Origin of the sequence: Pukyongiella litopenaei (assembly GCF_003008555.2) — a bacterium.
GTDB lineage: Bacteria > Pseudomonadota > Alphaproteobacteria > Rhodobacterales > Rhodobacteraceae > Pukyongiella > Pukyongiella litopenaei.
Window position 1 is genome coordinate 3,210,957 of sequence record NZ_CP027665.1, and the last position, 14,698, is coordinate 3,225,654.

Below are 14,698 nucleotides of genomic sequence, written 5' to 3' on the forward strand. Positions count from 1 at the left end.
GGGAAGGCGGAACTCTATCCCAGCCGCAGCAGGATGGCGCCGTCGCGGCTGCCGGCTTCGACCGCTTCATGGGCCGCGGCGCATTCGGCCATGTCATAGACATGGGCCACGGGGATATCGAGTGCGCCCGCCTCCAGCGCGGCGGTCAGCCGGGCGGTGGTGGCCTGTCGCTGCCGGGGCGTCAGCAGGTAGATCAGCACCAGTTCCAGCGTCACCGCCTTGAACATCAGCGGATAGAAGGGCATCGCCGGGGTCATCGCGCGGGCAGAGCCGTAGGCGCAGATATGCCCGTTCTCGGCGATCACCTCGGTATCCGTTTCGGCGTTGATCCCGAACTCCACCTCGACGATCCGGTCCACCGGGGCGCCATCGTTCGCAGACAGGATCCGGGCGGCGAGATCCGGGTCGCCAAAGTCCAGTACCGTATCGGCACCGGCGGCGCGGGCGCGTTCGATCCCGGCGCCGCGCGCGGTGGCGATCACCCTGGCGCCGCCCCATTTCGCCAGTTGCACCGCCAGCAGGCCGACGGTTCCGGCGCCGCCCTGAACCAGGACCGTGCCGCCTTCGACCTCGCCGCCGTTGAACACGGTGAAGGCGGCGGTCAGACCGGGAATGCCGAGACTGGCCCCGGTTTCCATCGACACGGTGTCGGGCAGCGCGACCGCCTGATCTCCGGGCAGGGTGATCCGGGTGGCCGCGGTGCCGAAGGGGCGCTGCCACTGGCCGTTCCAGACCCAGACACGCTCACCCAGGCGGCTGGCCGGGACGCCGTCGCCGATGGCCGAGATCACGCCTGCGCCATCGCTGTGCGGGATGATCGCGGGCCAGGGCAGCTCGGTCTCACCTGCGCGGGCCCCGGCGCGGCGCTTGACGTCGCTCGGGTTTACGCCCGAACAGGCCAGATCGACCGTGACCTCGCCGGGGCCGGGGGGCGGGCAGTCGAAGCTTTCCAGTTTCAGAACCTCGGCGGCGGGTCCGAAGGCGCGGTAGGCGATGGCTTGCATGGGGGCTCCTGCGGGTTGTGCCGGGATCATCCTAGCCGGAGCGGTGGCGATTGCCAGCGGACACCCGGATTCCGCAAGGCGCCGAACCGGTGAGCCGCGCGGCTCAGTCCCTGATTTCGCCGGGCCTGACGCCCCAGAGATGATCCTTGAGCGTCCAGCCCCGGTATCCGCCGGCGCTGACGCGGCACCAGGCCGGGTCGCATTCGCCCAGTCGCGCGACGACCCCCAGTTCGAGCGCGGCAACAACCGGGGAGGCCGGATCGGGCCGGGCATGAAGTCGCAGCATGTCCTGTTCGACCAGCACCGTGCGCGCGCCCGACAGCAGCGCATAATGCACCCAGCCCCCCGCGCCGTCACGGTCCTGCACCCGGCGCCAGTGGCCATGTTCGGCGGTGATCATCAACGGCATGTTGCGGCGCTTGAACACCCAGTCGATGCGATGGGTCAGCGACGGGCCGCGGCGCACGTTGCCTTCGGCGGCCTTGAGCGAGACGAAGCGGGGCAGGGGCAGGTTGGTGACCGCGCCGACGCGGTTCACGGTGGCGTCCTGCGCGGACGCAGCGATGGCTGAAACAAGCAGCGCGACAACCAGCCCGCCACGCCTGATTCCTGATCGTATCCGCACGCGTATCCGCCCGTTCGTTGCCGTCTGCCTCCGCCGCGTTTCTTTGCCGCGACCCCCGGCGGGTTCTTGTGCCTCGCCGGTTCCTGCGCCACCATGCCACCGTCGGCACTGATTTGAAAAGCGGCAGGAGAGCGGAAGTGGCAAGAGAACGTCTGAGTGTGGTCGTGACGCGACGGTTGCCCGAGGCGGTGGAAACCCGGTTGAGCGAGCTGTTCGATGTAGTTCTGCGCGAAGACGATCAGCCGATGACGCGCCAGCAACTGGCGCAGGCGATGCGCGGCGCGGATGTGCTGGTCCCGACGGTCACCGACACCATCGATGCGGGGCTGCTGGCACAGGCCGGGGACCGGCTGAAGCTGATCGCCAACTACGGGGCGGGCGTGGACAATATCGACGTGGCCACCGCGCGGCAGCGCGGGGTGCTGGTGTCGAATACGCCGGGCGTGCTGACCGATGACACCGCCGACATGACGATGGCGCTGATTCTCGCCGTGACCCGCCGCATTCCCGAAGGGCTGGCGGTCATGCAGAAAGGCGACTGGCGGGGCTGGGCGCCGACCGCGTTGCTGGGCGGGCGGGTCAGCGGGCGGCGGCTCGGTATTCTCGGCATGGGGCGGATCGGACAGGCGGTGGCGCGGCGAGCGGCCGCGTTCGGCATGCAGATCCACTATCACAACCGCCGCCGGCTGCGCCCGGAGGCCGAGGACGAGCTTCAGGCGACCTATTGGGAAAGCCTCGACCAGATGGTGGCGCGGATGGACGTGATTTCGATCAACTGCCCCTCGACCCCGTCGACCTATCACCTGATGAACGCCCGCCGGCTCAAGCTGATGAAACCCTCGGCGGTGATCGTGAACACCTCGCGCGGCGAGGTGATCGACGAACATGCACTGACCCGGATGCTGCGCGCGGGCGAAATCGCGGGGGCCGGGCTGGACGTCTATGAACACGGCACCGACATCAACCCGCGCCTGCGCGAGCTCGAAAACGTGGTGCTGCTGCCTCACATGGGGTCCGCCACGCTCGAAGGCCGGGTCGAAATGGGCGAAAAGGTCATCATCAACATCAAGACCTTCGAGGATGGCCACCGCCCGCCCGACCAGGTCGTGCCCGCGATGCTCTGAGCGCCTTGCGCGCCTTCGTCGCCATTCCGGTTCCCGATGCGGTTGCCGCATCGCTGGCGGCGTTGCAGGCGCGGCTGCCCGGCGGCCGCCGCGTTCCGCGCGAGAACCTGCACCTGACGCTGGCCTTTCTCGATGACCAGCCCGAACCGGCGCTCGAGGAATTGCATGGCGAACTCGGGGATCTGGGCGCGGCGGCATTCGACCTGACGCTGGCCGGGCTGGGCGTGTTCGGCGGCGACCGGCCCCGCCTGCTCTATGCCGATATCGCGCCGAATACCGCACTGTCCGACCTGCATCGCGCGGTCATGGGGGCGGCGCGGCGCGCGGGGATGCAGCTGCCGCGGCGCCGGTTCCACCCGCATGTCACCCTGGCGCGGTTCGGCGCCGGGGACGCGGCGGGGCTGGGCGGGTTCATCGCCGCACATGGGGCCACGCCGCTGCCCGGCTTTCGCGCGACGGGGTTCGGGCTCTACCGGTCGATCCTGCGGCCCGACGGGGCGGTTCACGACATGCTTGCCGGATACAACCTTGGGTGATCGCGATTGCAAGCCCAGGTTGCGGGGTTAAGATCGACGGCGACTCGCAGCCCAGGGGAGGGGGAGATGACACCGAAAGCGATCGGATGGGCCGCCGTGGCGGCTCTGCTGGCCTTGCCGGTTTCCGCGCAGGAAACCGCGGACAGCGTGGCACCCGAGGCGGCAACCGCCGGAGCGTTTGCCGGGGCATCGGACGCGGCCCAGGCGGCGATGCGGGCCAAGGCCGAGAACCGGCCCGTCGAGGCGGAGGACTGGATGGTCGTCGCGGCCAACCCACTGGCGGTCGAAGCCGGCGCGGAGGTCCTGCGGGCCGGCGGCAGCGCCGCGGACGCAATGATCGCCGTGCAGACCGTTCTGGGGCTGGTCGAGCCGCAGAGTTCAGGGCTGGGCGGCGGGGCATTCCTAGTCTGGTACGACGCGGCGAGCGGCGAACTGACCACGCTGGACGGGCGGGAAGCCGCGCCGCTGGCGGTCACGCCCCGGCTGTTCCAGGATGAAAGCGGCGAGCCGCTGGGGTTCTTCGATGCGGTGGTCGGCGGCCGCTCGGTCGGCACGCCGGGAACGCCCGCGCTGCTGGAAGAGGCGCACCGTCGCTGGGGCCGCAGCCCGTGGCCGTCGCTGTTCGATGCGGCAATCGGGCTGGCAAGGGACGGGTTCACCGTTTCGCCCCGGCTGGCGGGGCTGGTCGAGGGCGACGCCGAACGGCTGGGCCGGTTCCCGGCGACGGCCGCGTATTTCCTGCCCGGCGGCGACCCGGTTCAGGCGGGCGACACGCTGCAGAACCCGGCCTATGCGCAGACGCTGCAGATGCTGGCGGACAAGGGCGCGGCGGGGTTCTATGCCGGTCCGGTGGCGACCGGGATCGTGCAGACGGTGCAGGGCGCGCCAGGCAATCCCGGCGTCCTGTCGGCTGTCGACCTGGCGCTCTACCAGGTGCGCGAACGCCCGGCGACCTGCGCGGGGTTCCGCAGCTACGATGTGTGCGGCATGGGGCCACCGTCGTCGGGGGCGCTGACCGTGGGGCAGATACTGGGCCTGCTCGACCATTACGACCTGTCCGCGCTCGGGGCCGGGGATGCCGGGGCGTGGCGGCTGATCGGCGATGCCTCGCGGCTGGCCTTTGCCGACCGGGGCCGCTACATGGCCGACAGCGATTTTGTTCCGGTTCCGGCCAGCGGGCTGATCGCACCCGCCTATCTGAAGGAACGCGCCGGGCTGCTGGCGGGTGACGATGCGCTGCCCGAGGTGACGCCGGGCAATCCGGCCTTCGATCACGCGCTGAACCGGGCGGATGATGAGTCGATCGAACTGCCGTCGACCTCGCATATCTCGATCGTAGACGGGCAGGGCAACGTGCTGTCGATGACCACGACCATCGAGAACGGGTTCGGGTCGCGGCTGATGACCGGCGGGTTCCTGCTGAACAACGAACTGACCGATTTCTCGTTTCGCAGTCACCGCGACGGCGTACCGATCGCCAACCGGGTCGAACCGGGCAAGCGGCCCAGATCGTCGATGGCCCCCAGCATCGTGATGCAGGACGGCAGGCCGGTTCTGGCCATCGGATCGCCCGGCGGTAGCCGGATCATCGGCTATGTCGCGGCGACCATCATCGCCTGGGCAGACTGGGGTCTCGACATCCAGCAGGCGATATCGCTGCCGCACGCGGTCAACCGGTTCGGCACATATGATCTCGAGATCGGAACAGGGGCCGAGGCCCTGCAGCAGGATCTGGAGGCGCTGGGCTACGAGGTCAACCTGCGTGACCTGACGTCGGGCCTGCACGGGATCGATCTGCGTGACGGGTTGAAGGGTGGCGCCGATCCGCGCCGCGAAGGTATAGCGTTGGGCGAATAGGGCAGGCCAACAGGAGAAGACGATGGGTCAGGCGATGGCGCTGGAGCGCAACGAAGCGGGGATCGAAACGGTGACGGGCATCCTCGCGCAGCGGTTCGCGGACCGCTGCCAGACCGGGGCCGCGATCCGCGAGCAGCATGGCCACACCACCACCTGGATCGCCAACCAGCCGCCCGATGCGGTGGTGTTTCCCGAGAATACCGACGAGGTGGCGGGCATCGTCGCGACCTGCGCCGAACATGGTGTGCCGGTCATCGCCTTCGGCACCGGCACCTCGCTCGAGGGGCATGTGAACGCGCCGGCCGGCGGCATCTGCATCGACATGAGCCGCATGAACAAGGTGCTGGCGGTCCATGCGGGCGATCTCGATTGCGTGGTTCAGCCGGGCGTGACCCGCGAGGATCTGAACACCTACCTGCGCGATCAGGGGCTGTTCTTTCCCATCGATCCCGGCGCCAATGCCTCGCTTGGCGGCATGGCGGCGACCCGCGCCAGCGGGACCAACGCGGTGCGCTACGGCACCATGAAGGACAACGTCATCGCGCTCGAGGCGGTGATGGCCGACGGCACCGTGATCCGAACCGCGCAGCGGGCGAAAAAGACCTCGGCCGGCTATGACCTGACCCGGCTGCTGGTGGGGTCCGAGGGCACGCTTGGCATCATCACCGAAATCACCCTGCGCCTGCATGGCATCCCCGAGGCGATGTCGGCGGCGCGCTGTTCCTTTCCGACCGTGGACGCGGCCTGCCAGGCAGCGATGGCGACGATCCAGTTCGGCATCCCGGTGGCGCGGATGGAACTGATCGACGCCCAGAGCGTCAGGGCGGTGAACGCCTATTCCAACCTGTCGCTGCCCGAAACGCCGCTGCTGCTGCTGGAATTCCACGGCTCGGATGCCGCGGTGCGCGAACAGGCCGAGGCCTTTGGCGATCTGGCAGGCGATGTCGGCGGCGAGGAGTTTGCCTTTACCACCAGCCCCGAAGAGCGCACCAAGCTGTGGCAGGCGCGGCACGATTTCTACTGGGCGATGCTGCAGATGCGCCCCGGCGCCAAGGGTCTGGCCACCGATGTCTGCGTGCCGATCTCACGGCTGGCCGACGCGGTGACGCGGGCCGAGGCCAGGGCGGCGGAACTGGGGCTGCTCGCGCCCACCGTGGGGCATGTCGGAGATGGAAACTTCCACACCACGCCGATGATCGACATGAACGACGCCGACGAGGTGGCACGGGCCGAGAGCTTTGTCGGCTGGCTCAACGACATGGCGATCTCGATGGATGGGACCTGCACCGGCGAACATGGGATCGGGCAAGGCAAACGCGCCTATCTCCAGCGCGAACTGGGGCCCGCGACGCGTTACATGGCCGCGGTCAAATCGGCGCTCGATCCGCAGGGCATCCTGAACCCCGGCAAGATCCTCTGACGCCGCCGGGGTTTCGTCCCGGCGCGAAACCTACCATCCGGCCCAGGCAACGAAAAGGCCCCGGCGCCGCAGCGCCGGGGCCGGTTGGCTCCGATCCGTCTTGCGGGATCAGTTCTTCTGCTTGTCCACCATCTTGCCGGCGGTGATCCACGGCATCATGCCGCGCAGTTTCTCGCCCACGGCTTCGATCTGGTGGGCGTCGTTGTTGCGCCGGATCGCCTTGAAGCTCGGCTGGCCGACGCTGCATTCCGCCATCCAGTCGCGCACGAAACGGCCCTGCTGGATATCGTCCAGAACCGCCTTCATCCGCGCCTTGGTTTCGTCATAGGGCAGGATGCGCGGACCCGACACATATTCGCCGTATTCGGCGGTGTTCGAGATCGAGTAGTTCATGTTGGCGATGCCGCCTTCGTAGATCAGGTCCACGATCAGCTTCACCTCGTGCAGGCATTCGAAATAGGCCATTTCGGGGGCATAGCCTGCCTCGACCAGGGTTTCGAAGCCCATGCGGATCAGCTCGACCAGCCCGCCGCAAAGCACGGCCTGCTCGCCGAAGAGGTCGGTTTCGCATTCTTCCTTGAAATCGGTCTCGATGATGCCCGAACGGCCGCCGCCGATGGCCGAGCAATAGGACAGGCCCAGTTCCAGCGCCTTGCCCGAGGCATCGTTATGCACGGCCACTAGGCAGGGCACGCCGCCGCCCTTGACGTATTCGCCGCGCACGGTGTGGCCGGGGCCCTTGGGCGCCATCATGATCACGTCGACGCCGGGTTTGGGCTCGATCAGGCCGAAATGCACGTTCAGGCCATGGGCAAAGGCGATGGCCGCGCCTTCGCGCAGGTTGTCATGCACATATTTGCGATAGGTGTCGGCCTGCAGTTCATCGGGCATGGTGAACATGATCAGGTCGCACCAGGCGGCGGCTTCGGCGATGCCCATCACCTGCAGGCCTTCGCCTTCGGCCTTGGCCGCGCTGGGCGAGCCGTCGCGCAGCGCCACGACGATGTTCTTGGCGCCGCTGTCGCGCAGGTTCAGCGCATGGGCATGGCCCTGGGAGCCATAGCCCAGTATCGCCACCTTCTTGTCCTTGATCAGATTGATGTCGCAATCACGGTCGTAATAGACGCGCATGTCGGCGTTCCTTTCTTGATATGTGGTCTGGGGTGGTTCTACGGCGGATGGCAGCGATGTTTGAGTATCCGGGAAGCGGAATATCGATCATCTTCGGAATTTTCATTCGTGAAAAGTTTGGATATGGATCAGATCATGCTGAACGATATCGACCGCCGCATTCTGCGCCATTTTCAGGCTGACCCGAGCCTCTCCACCGCCGAACTGGCCGATCGCTGCCGGATCGCGCCCGGCACATGCTGGCGCCGGCTGGAGCGGATGCAGGAAAGCGGCATCATCCTCGCGCAGGAGGCGGTGATCGACTGGGCGGCGCTGGGCTATGCGGTCGAGGTGTCGCTGCGGTTCACGCTGGACAAGACCCAGCCCCGCGCCTTCGACGATTTCATCGCCGCGGCGCGCGCGGTGCCCGAAGTGCTGGAGATCCAATCCTTCCTCGGCCGCGTGGACGTGCGCCTGTCGGTGATCGCGCGGGACATGGCGGATTATCAGCGGCTCTATCGCGACCGCATCCTGACCCTGCCGCATATCGCCGATATCGAATCGCTGATGCATATCGCGCGGGTCAAGCGGGACGAGGCGCTGCCGGTATGACCGATCTCGACGACACGGACCGCTCGATCCTGCGTCTGTTGGCGCGCGATGCCACCCTGGGGGCGGGGGCGCTGGGGCGCCGGATCGGGTTGTCGCAGCCTGCCACCTGGCGGCGGGTCCGGCGGTTGCAGGATGCGGGCATCCTGAACGGCCGGCGATTGCGGCTGAACGCCGAGGCGCTGGGGTTCGGCGTGACCGTGTTCCTGGGCGTCAAACTGGCGCGCAAGGGACGGGTGAGCCTGGAGGATTTCGAACGCGCGGTCGCCGCCATTCCCGAGGTGCAGACGGTGGAACATGTGCTGGGGCTCTACGATTACCGGCTGCGGGTGGTGGCGCGCGATCTGGCCGATTTCGAACGGGTGCTGCGGCGGCGGATCATGACCCTGCCGGGCGCGGGCGAGGTCGAGGCCAACGTGCTGCTGAGCGAGGAGCGCCGCCCCGGCCCGCTGGGCTGATCGGCCCGCCCGCGCGATCCCCTTTGCCTTTCGGGGTGAAACCGGGTTACCTGCCGGAAACCAGACAGGAGCCCGCCATGCCCGCCCTTCTCGATACCGTCGATCCCGATGGCCTGCAGGAATTTTCGGTCGTGTTCACCGACCGGTCGCTCAATCACATGTCCGCCGCGTTCCAGCAGGTGATGCGCGATATCTCGGAGATGCTGCGCGAGGTCTACAAGGCCGATGCGGTGGCGCTGATCCCCGGTGGCGGCACCTATGCGATGGAGGCGGTCGCCCGCCAGTTCGCGCGGGATGAGAACGCGCTGGTGGTGCGCAATGGCTGGTTTTCCTATCGCTGGAGCCAGATTTTCGAGACCGGCGGGCTGACCGCGCAGGCCACCGTGCTGAAGGCGCGGCGCCAGGGCAATGAGCATCCCGCGCCCTTTGCGCCCGCGCCCATCGACGAGGTGGTGGCGGCGATCCGGGCCGAGCGGCCGGGGATCGTGTTTGCCCCGCATGTGGAAACGGCGGCGGGCGTCATCCTGCCCGACGATTACATCACCGCGATGGCCGGGGCGGCGCATGAGGTCGGCGCGCTGATGGTGCTGGACTGTATCGCCTCGGGCGCGGCCTGGGTCGACATGGGCAAGACCGGGGTCGACGTGCTGATCTCGGCCCCGCAGAAAGGGTGGAGCGCGTCGCCCAGTGCCGGGCTGGTGATGATGTCGGACCGCGCCGCTGCGCGGCTGGAGGAGACCGGGTCGGACAGCTTTGCCCTCGATCTGAAGAAATGGCGGCAGATCATGGCGGCCTATGAGGGCGGCGGCCATGCCTATCATGCGACCCTGCCGACCGATGCGCTGCGCGCCTTCCGGGACACGATGGCGGAGACCCGCGACTACGGTTTCGAAAGGCTGCGCGACGCGCAATGGGAGCTGGGCAACGGGGTGCGGGCGATGCTGCGCGACAAGGGGATCCGGCCGGTGGCCGCCGAGGGTTTCGGCGCGCCGGGCGTGGTGGTCAGCTACACGGACGATCCCGAGATCCAGAACGGCAGCAAGTTTGCCGCGCTGGGATTGCAGATTGCCGCCGGTGTGCCGCTGCAATGCGACGAGGGCGAGGATTTCCGCACCTTCCGGCTGGGGCTGTTCGGTCTGGACAAGCTCTATGACGTGCCCGCCACGCTGGCGCGGCTGAAAACGGCCGTCGACGCGTTGTTCTGAGCGCGCTCGTCCGCCCGGCGGGCGACCTCGCTGGCGCAGGCGTGGCCGCCGGATGCGGTCAGCGCATTCCGAGCCCCATCTTCATCAGGCTGCGCCGGACGGGGGGGAGGGAATAGAGCGCACCCAGACCCATGGCGCGGGCGTCCCGCAGGGGGCGTGCGCTGACCATCGAGGCGCGGTTGAGAAGGTCGATGCCGCGCACGCGCATCCGGATATCGCCGATCCGCGCCTTGTGATAGCTGTCGAGCATGGCGGAATCGCCCAGCCCGTCGGGGCGGGCCGTGGCCAGGTCGAGCAGGCAGCGCAGGTCGCCCAGGCTCATGTTCAGGCCCTGTGCGCCGATCGGCGGCACCACATGCGCGGCCTCGGCCATCAGCGCCAGCCGTTCGCCCGTCAGCCGTTCGGCATGCTGGCTTATGATCGGCCAGAGGGTTCGGCGCGAGGCCAGCCGCAGCGGCCCGAACAGCGCGCAAGACCGTTCCGTCATCGCGGCCTCGAACGCGGTGTCGTCGAGCCGGAGCAGGTCGAGCGCGCGCGCGCCGCGTTCCATCCACACGATCGCCGAGGAGGGCTGTCCCTGCCAGTCCGGCAGCGGCACCATCGTGAACGGCCCGCCCGAGCGGTGGATCTCGGTCGAGACGTTGTCATGCGGCGCGGAATGCGTCACCGCAAAGGCCAGCGCCTTTTGTCCGTAGCGCGTGGTGCGGATACCGATCCCGGCGGCATCGCGCATCGGCGAACTGCGCCCGTCCGCGGCCAGCACCAGCCGGGCGGTCACGCGGGTGCCGTCGCTCAGGCCGACCCGGGCCTCGCCCATGCGGGTGAACAGCGACACGGTCGCGGTGCCGGGGCGGAAATCCACGGTCTGCAGGTCGCCGAGCCGCGCCACCATTTCGCGGCGCAGCAGCCAGTTGGGCAGGTTCCATCCGAACGGGCGGTCCGAGATGTCGGCGGCATCGAAATTGCGCACCACGCGCGGTTCGGGGGTGGCGCCGCCGGCGTCGATGATCCGCATCACCTGCAGCGGGGCGGCGTGGTCCGCCAGCCGGTCCCAGAGCCCGGCGCGGTCGAGCAGGTCGCGGGCCGGTTGCAGGAAGGCGGTCGTGCGCAGGTCCGAGCCTTCGGCATCGCGTTCGGTCACCGGCGGCGCCGGGTCGACGCAGATGACCGAGAACCCAGCCGCGCCGAAGGCCGCCGCCGCCGTCAGCCCGGCAATGCCGCCGCCTGAAACCAGAATGTCGCAGCTGTCGTTCATCTCGGGTCTCCTCGCCCGCATCCTGGACCGCGCCGCGGCCCGGGGCCAGGTGGCATCCTGTCCCGGTCCTTGTGCCGGATCAACCGACCCGGCCGAGAAACTCGGCCAGATTGTCGGTGTGATGGTGGATGTGGTCGGCGTCATGGGGGGCCGGGGCCACATGGACCGTCCGCATCCCCATCGCATGCGGTGCGGCCAGGTTGCGGGGGTCGTCCTCGAACATGGCGCCGCGGTCTGCCGCCACGCCGTCGCGGGCAAAGATGGCCTCGAAGGCGTCGCGCCTGGGCTTGGGGCGGAAATCCGCGTGTTCGATCCCGTAGACGGCGTCGAAGGTCCCGTCGAGCCCGCGTGCGGCCAGCACCCGTTCGGCATAGGGCGCGCAGGCATTGGTATAGACGATCCGACGGCCCGGCAGCGCGGCGATCCGCGCCGCCAGCTCGGTATCCCGTTCGAGATGATCGAGCGAGATGTCATGCACATCGGTGAGGTAGGGGCCGGGATCGACGCCGTGTTCCTGCATCAGCCCGGCGAGCGTGGTGCCGTAGCGTTTCCAGTAGTGGCGGCGCAGCCGGTCTGCCTCGGCCGGGTCCACGTCCAGCGCCTGCATCACCCAGGCGGTCATGCGTTTCTCGATCTGGTCGAACAGGCGGGCCTGCGGCGGATAGAGGGTGTTGTCGAGGTCGAACACCCAGCAGGTGACATGGGAAAACGAGGTGCGTGGCATGGGGCCGGTCTTACGCCGCCCCGGCGGCGGGATCAACGGGTGCGGGGTTGATCGCCCGGTGCCGCGGGCCCTAGGGTGGGGCAATCCGCGATCTGCCCAGTGAAAGCCCCTGAATGACCCGCGCCAAGCCCAGCCCGACCGACGCCTATTCGCTGATCCTCGATGCGATCGACATGGGCGTATTCAAACCCGGCGACCGGCTGGTGGAAAGCGACCTGGCGGATCGTTTCGGCATGTCGCGAACCCCGATCCGCGAGGCGCTGCAAAAGCTGGAGACGCAGTCGTTGCTGGCGCGCGACGGGCGGTCGCTGATCGTCGCGTCGCTCGATCACAACCAGATGGCCGAGCTCTATGTGGTGCGGCGCGAACTCGAGGGGCTGGCGGCGCGGCTCGCGGCCCGGCACGCCAATGCCGAGGAGATCACCGTGCTGTGCGACATGGTCGGTGCCGACGATGCGCTGGTCGGCGATCCGGCCGCGCTGGCGCGGGCCAACAGGCGGTTTCACAAGCAGATCCACCTTGCCTCGCACAACCGCTACTTGGTGCAGCAACTGGACCTGGTGCATCGCTCGATGGCGCTGATGGCCACCACATCGCTGGCGGCCGAGGGGCGCGGAGAGATCGCGCAGGCCGAACACAAGCGGATCGTGACCGCAATCGCCGAACGCGACGAAAGCGGCGCCGAGACCGCGCTGCGCGATCATATTTCGGTGGCGTTCATGACGCGGCTGAAACAGGACGCGTCCGACGGCTGACACCGCCCGGTCAACCCAGCGGAAGATCGGCCCGGGCCTGCCCGTGCTGGGTCTTGTCCCAGAAATATGGCCGGGTCAGAAGCTCCCACAGGGCTTTCATCGCGGCCAGTGTGCCCAGCGGGAAATAGAGCATCATCGTCGGTGCCCAGCCCATCAGGAAGCGCCGTTCGGGAGAGGCACAGGCGGTCATGCCGATGCTGATGGTCAGCAGTTCGGCGGCCAGCATCACCCCGATCAGAGCGGTGACCAGGGCGGGTGGCAGCAGATCGGCCACCGGATGCCCGAACCCCAGGAACAGCAGCCAGAACGACCACAACACCGGCGCCAGCAGGAACTGGCACAACGTGCCGAGGAAAAACGCCTGCACGCCCCAGAACTTCCACGCGCCCAGGTCGCGCCACAGCCGTCCCGGTTGCCGCATGTGAACCGCCCAGGTGACCATGAACCCCTTGAGCCAGCGCGACCGTTGCCGGACCCAGCGCCACGGCCTGCAATTGGCCTCTTCATAGGTGACGGTGTCGATCATTTCGGTGCGATACCCGGCCCGGCACAGGCGCAGGCCCAGATCCGCATCCTCGGTCACGTTATGGGCATCCCAGCCACCAAGCTCCTCGAGCCTGTCGCGCCGGAAGAACAGCGTCGTCCCCCCCAGCGGCACCACCAGGCCCATCCGGGCGATGCCCGGCAGAACCACACGGAACCAGCTGGCGTATTCGATGGTGAAACACCGCGCCAGCCAGTTCGTGCGCGGGTTGTAATAGTCGAGAATGCCCTGCAGGCACACCACGTCCTCGGGAACCTCGGCAAAGCGTGACGCGATCCGTTCGAGCTGGTCGGGCACGGGCGCATCCTCGGCATCCCAGACACCGATGATGTCGCCACGGCAGAAATCCAGCGCATAGTTCATCGCCCGCGGTTTCGTCGTCAGCGGGCCGTGGGCCGGAACCTCGATCACCCGCATCCACGGGGGTAGGGCGGTCTGGGCCAGCGTTTCGCGCGTCACGGTGTCCTTCTCTTCGAGCACGAGGATGACATCGAGCAGCGCCTTGGGGTAACTCAGCCGGGCCAGCCGGCGCACCAGCGCGCCGGCGATCTCGCGTTCGCGGAAGAGCGGAACGAGAACCGAAATCTTTGGCATCCGGCCGGGTAATGCGCGGGGCAAAGTGCGGGGCGGCGTTTGCGGTGCGGTCAGGTGGGACTGTCCCGTCAGGTGGCAGAGAAACCCCAACGCCTTGAGCGCGGCGAACATTAGCAGCGTGATCGTCGCGATCACCGTAGCCCCGGTGAGCGTTCCGACCGGGGCAAGGATCGCGGCGGCGATGATCGTGGCGAGGCTGGCGGGCAGGATCAGCCTGCTGCCCCGGTCCCGGTTTCGGCAGCTGAACCGGGGTTCGACCCGCGTGCCGGCATCGCGGGCCAGGTCCCGGGCGTAGTGTCGCGCTATGGCCGCGTCGATGTCGATGGCGGTTGCCAGCACGGGCAACGCGGTCGGAAACGCACCGGTCAGGTCGGCCTGCAGCGATGTGAACCGGTCGGGCCGGCTGGTGGCGATCAAAACCGTTCCGCCCATCGAGAACCACGGAATCGCCCGGTGCCGGATCCAGAAACGCCGGTCCATGCGGGCGCATAGCCGCGGATCGGGCGGGCGGGCGCTGAAATCGGCATGGCCGATCCCGTGCTGTTCCGCCAGCGCGCGCTGCACGTCATCCGCCCCGACCCAGCCTTCGGCAACGAGGATTTCCCCCAGGGGGGCATCGAGGCGGGCCTGCAGATCCAGCGCCTGGACCAGCTGCGAGGGCCGGATGGCGCCGGCATCGACCAGATGCCGGCCCAGCGGCTTGCGCCGGGCGGGGTCCGGGCGCGCCGCCGGACGCGGGTCAGACAGTCTGAGATCGGCGAGGTTCATGCGGATAGCCCCGGCGCACGGGTTCAAACCGCGCCAGACTGGGGGGCCAAGGTTAATCCGCGGTTAACTCTGGCGGAACCGAATCGATTTTGCCGTGTCGCGCCGTGGGG

Annotated in this window: 14 protein-coding genes; 8 read left to right on the plus strand and 6 right to left on the minus strand. The window is 68.3% G+C overall.

Annotation, left to right across the window (positions count from 1 at the left end; all coding sequences use genetic code 11):
* Positions 1-14: 14 nt before the first annotated feature.
* Both C6Y53_RS15810 and C6Y53_RS15815 read right to left on the minus strand, forming a co-directional pair.
* Complete coding sequence (locus tag C6Y53_RS15810) at positions 15-1,004, minus strand: NADPH:quinone reductase (protein WP_106473319.1); 990 nt, start codon at positions 1,002-1,004, stop codon at positions 15-17.
* Positions 1,005-1,107: 103 nt separating this feature from the next.
* Positions 1,108-1,584 (minus strand): SH3 domain-containing protein, encoded by a 477-nt coding sequence (locus tag C6Y53_RS15815; protein WP_244615016.1) that lies wholly within the window; start codon positions 1,582-1,584, stop codon positions 1,108-1,110.
* 182 nt (positions 1,585-1,766) lie between these two features.
* Between C6Y53_RS15815 and C6Y53_RS15820 the strand changes: the two genes are divergently transcribed.
* The 4 genes from C6Y53_RS15820 to C6Y53_RS15835 all read left to right on the plus strand — a co-directional run bounded on the left by C6Y53_RS15820 (position 1,767) and on the right by C6Y53_RS15835 (position 6,566).
* Positions 1,767-2,753, plus strand: coding sequence for a 2-hydroxyacid dehydrogenase (locus C6Y53_RS15820; RefSeq protein ID WP_106473320.1), 987 nt, complete (start codon positions 1,767-1,769; stop codon positions 2,751-2,753).
* 5 nt (positions 2,754-2,758) lie between these two features.
* Positions 2,759-3,289 carry an RNA 2',3'-cyclic phosphodiesterase gene (gene thpR / locus C6Y53_RS15825; RefSeq protein ID WP_106473321.1) on the plus strand — a complete coding sequence of 177 codons (531 nt, stop codon included), beginning with the start codon at positions 2,759-2,761 and terminating at the stop codon, positions 3,287-3,289.
* A gap of 66 nt (positions 3,290-3,355) precedes the next feature.
* On the plus strand, positions 3,356-5,146 hold the full coding sequence (ggt, locus tag C6Y53_RS15830) for a gamma-glutamyltransferase (protein WP_106473322.1): 1,791 nt from the start codon (positions 3,356-3,358) through the stop codon (positions 5,144-5,146).
* A gap of 22 nt (positions 5,147-5,168) precedes the next feature.
* Positions 5,169-6,566, plus strand: coding sequence for an FAD-binding oxidoreductase (locus C6Y53_RS15835; protein WP_106473323.1), 1,398 nt, complete (start codon positions 5,169-5,171; stop codon positions 6,564-6,566).
* 108 nt (positions 6,567-6,674) lie between these two features.
* Here the strand turns inward: C6Y53_RS15835 and ilvC are convergent, their stop codons facing one another.
* The gene (gene ilvC, locus C6Y53_RS15840) at positions 6,675-7,697 is read right to left on the minus strand and encodes a ketol-acid reductoisomerase (RefSeq protein ID WP_106473324.1); all 1,023 of its coding nucleotides are present in this window, start codon (positions 7,695-7,697) and stop codon (positions 6,675-6,677) included.
* A 135-nt stretch (positions 7,698-7,832) separates the two neighbouring features.
* Here ilvC and C6Y53_RS15845 point away from each other — a divergent pair, with 135 nt between their 5' ends.
* The 3 genes from C6Y53_RS15845 (at position 7,833) to C6Y53_RS15855 (ending at position 9,948) form a co-directional block, all read left to right on the plus strand.
* Positions 7,833-8,288 (plus strand): Lrp/AsnC family transcriptional regulator, encoded by a 456-nt coding sequence (locus C6Y53_RS15845; RefSeq protein ID WP_106474142.1) that lies wholly within the window; start codon positions 7,833-7,835, stop codon positions 8,286-8,288.
* Positions 8,285-8,743, plus strand: a complete 459-nt coding sequence (locus tag C6Y53_RS15850) for an Lrp/AsnC family transcriptional regulator (protein WP_106473325.1) — start codon at positions 8,285-8,287, stop codon at positions 8,741-8,743. Before C6Y53_RS15845 ends, C6Y53_RS15850 begins: the two co-directional genes overlap by 4 nt.
* Positions 8,744-8,820: 77 nt before the next feature.
* Entirely contained in the window at positions 8,821-9,948 is a 1,128-nt protein-coding gene (locus C6Y53_RS15855) for an aminotransferase class V-fold PLP-dependent enzyme (protein WP_106474143.1), read from the plus strand.
* A gap of 58 nt (positions 9,949-10,006) precedes the next feature.
* On the opposite strand, the gene C6Y53_RS15860 is transcribed toward C6Y53_RS15855, so the two are convergent.
* Both C6Y53_RS15860 and C6Y53_RS15865 read right to left on the minus strand, forming a co-directional pair.
* On the minus strand, positions 10,007-11,203 hold the full coding sequence (locus tag C6Y53_RS15860) for a UbiH/UbiF family hydroxylase (protein WP_106473326.1): 1,197 nt from the start codon (positions 11,201-11,203) through the stop codon (positions 10,007-10,009).
* Positions 11,204-11,282: 79 nt separating this feature from the next.
* On the minus strand, positions 11,283-11,927 hold the full coding sequence (locus C6Y53_RS15865; protein ID WP_106473327.1) for a pyrimidine 5'-nucleotidase: 645 nt from the start codon (positions 11,925-11,927) through the stop codon (positions 11,283-11,285).
* 113 nt (positions 11,928-12,040) lie between these two features.
* On the opposite strand from C6Y53_RS15865, the gene C6Y53_RS15870 reads away from it, so the two are divergent.
* Entirely contained in the window at positions 12,041-12,682 is a 642-nt protein-coding gene (locus C6Y53_RS15870; RefSeq protein ID WP_106473328.1) for a GntR family transcriptional regulator, read from the plus strand.
* 10 nt (positions 12,683-12,692) lie between these two features.
* On the opposite strand, the gene C6Y53_RS15875 is transcribed toward C6Y53_RS15870, so the two are convergent.
* On the minus strand, positions 12,693-14,588 hold the full coding sequence (locus tag C6Y53_RS15875) for a glycosyltransferase (RefSeq protein ID WP_106473329.1): 1,896 nt from the start codon (positions 14,586-14,588) through the stop codon (positions 12,693-12,695).
* Positions 14,589-14,698: the final 110 nt, after the last annotated feature.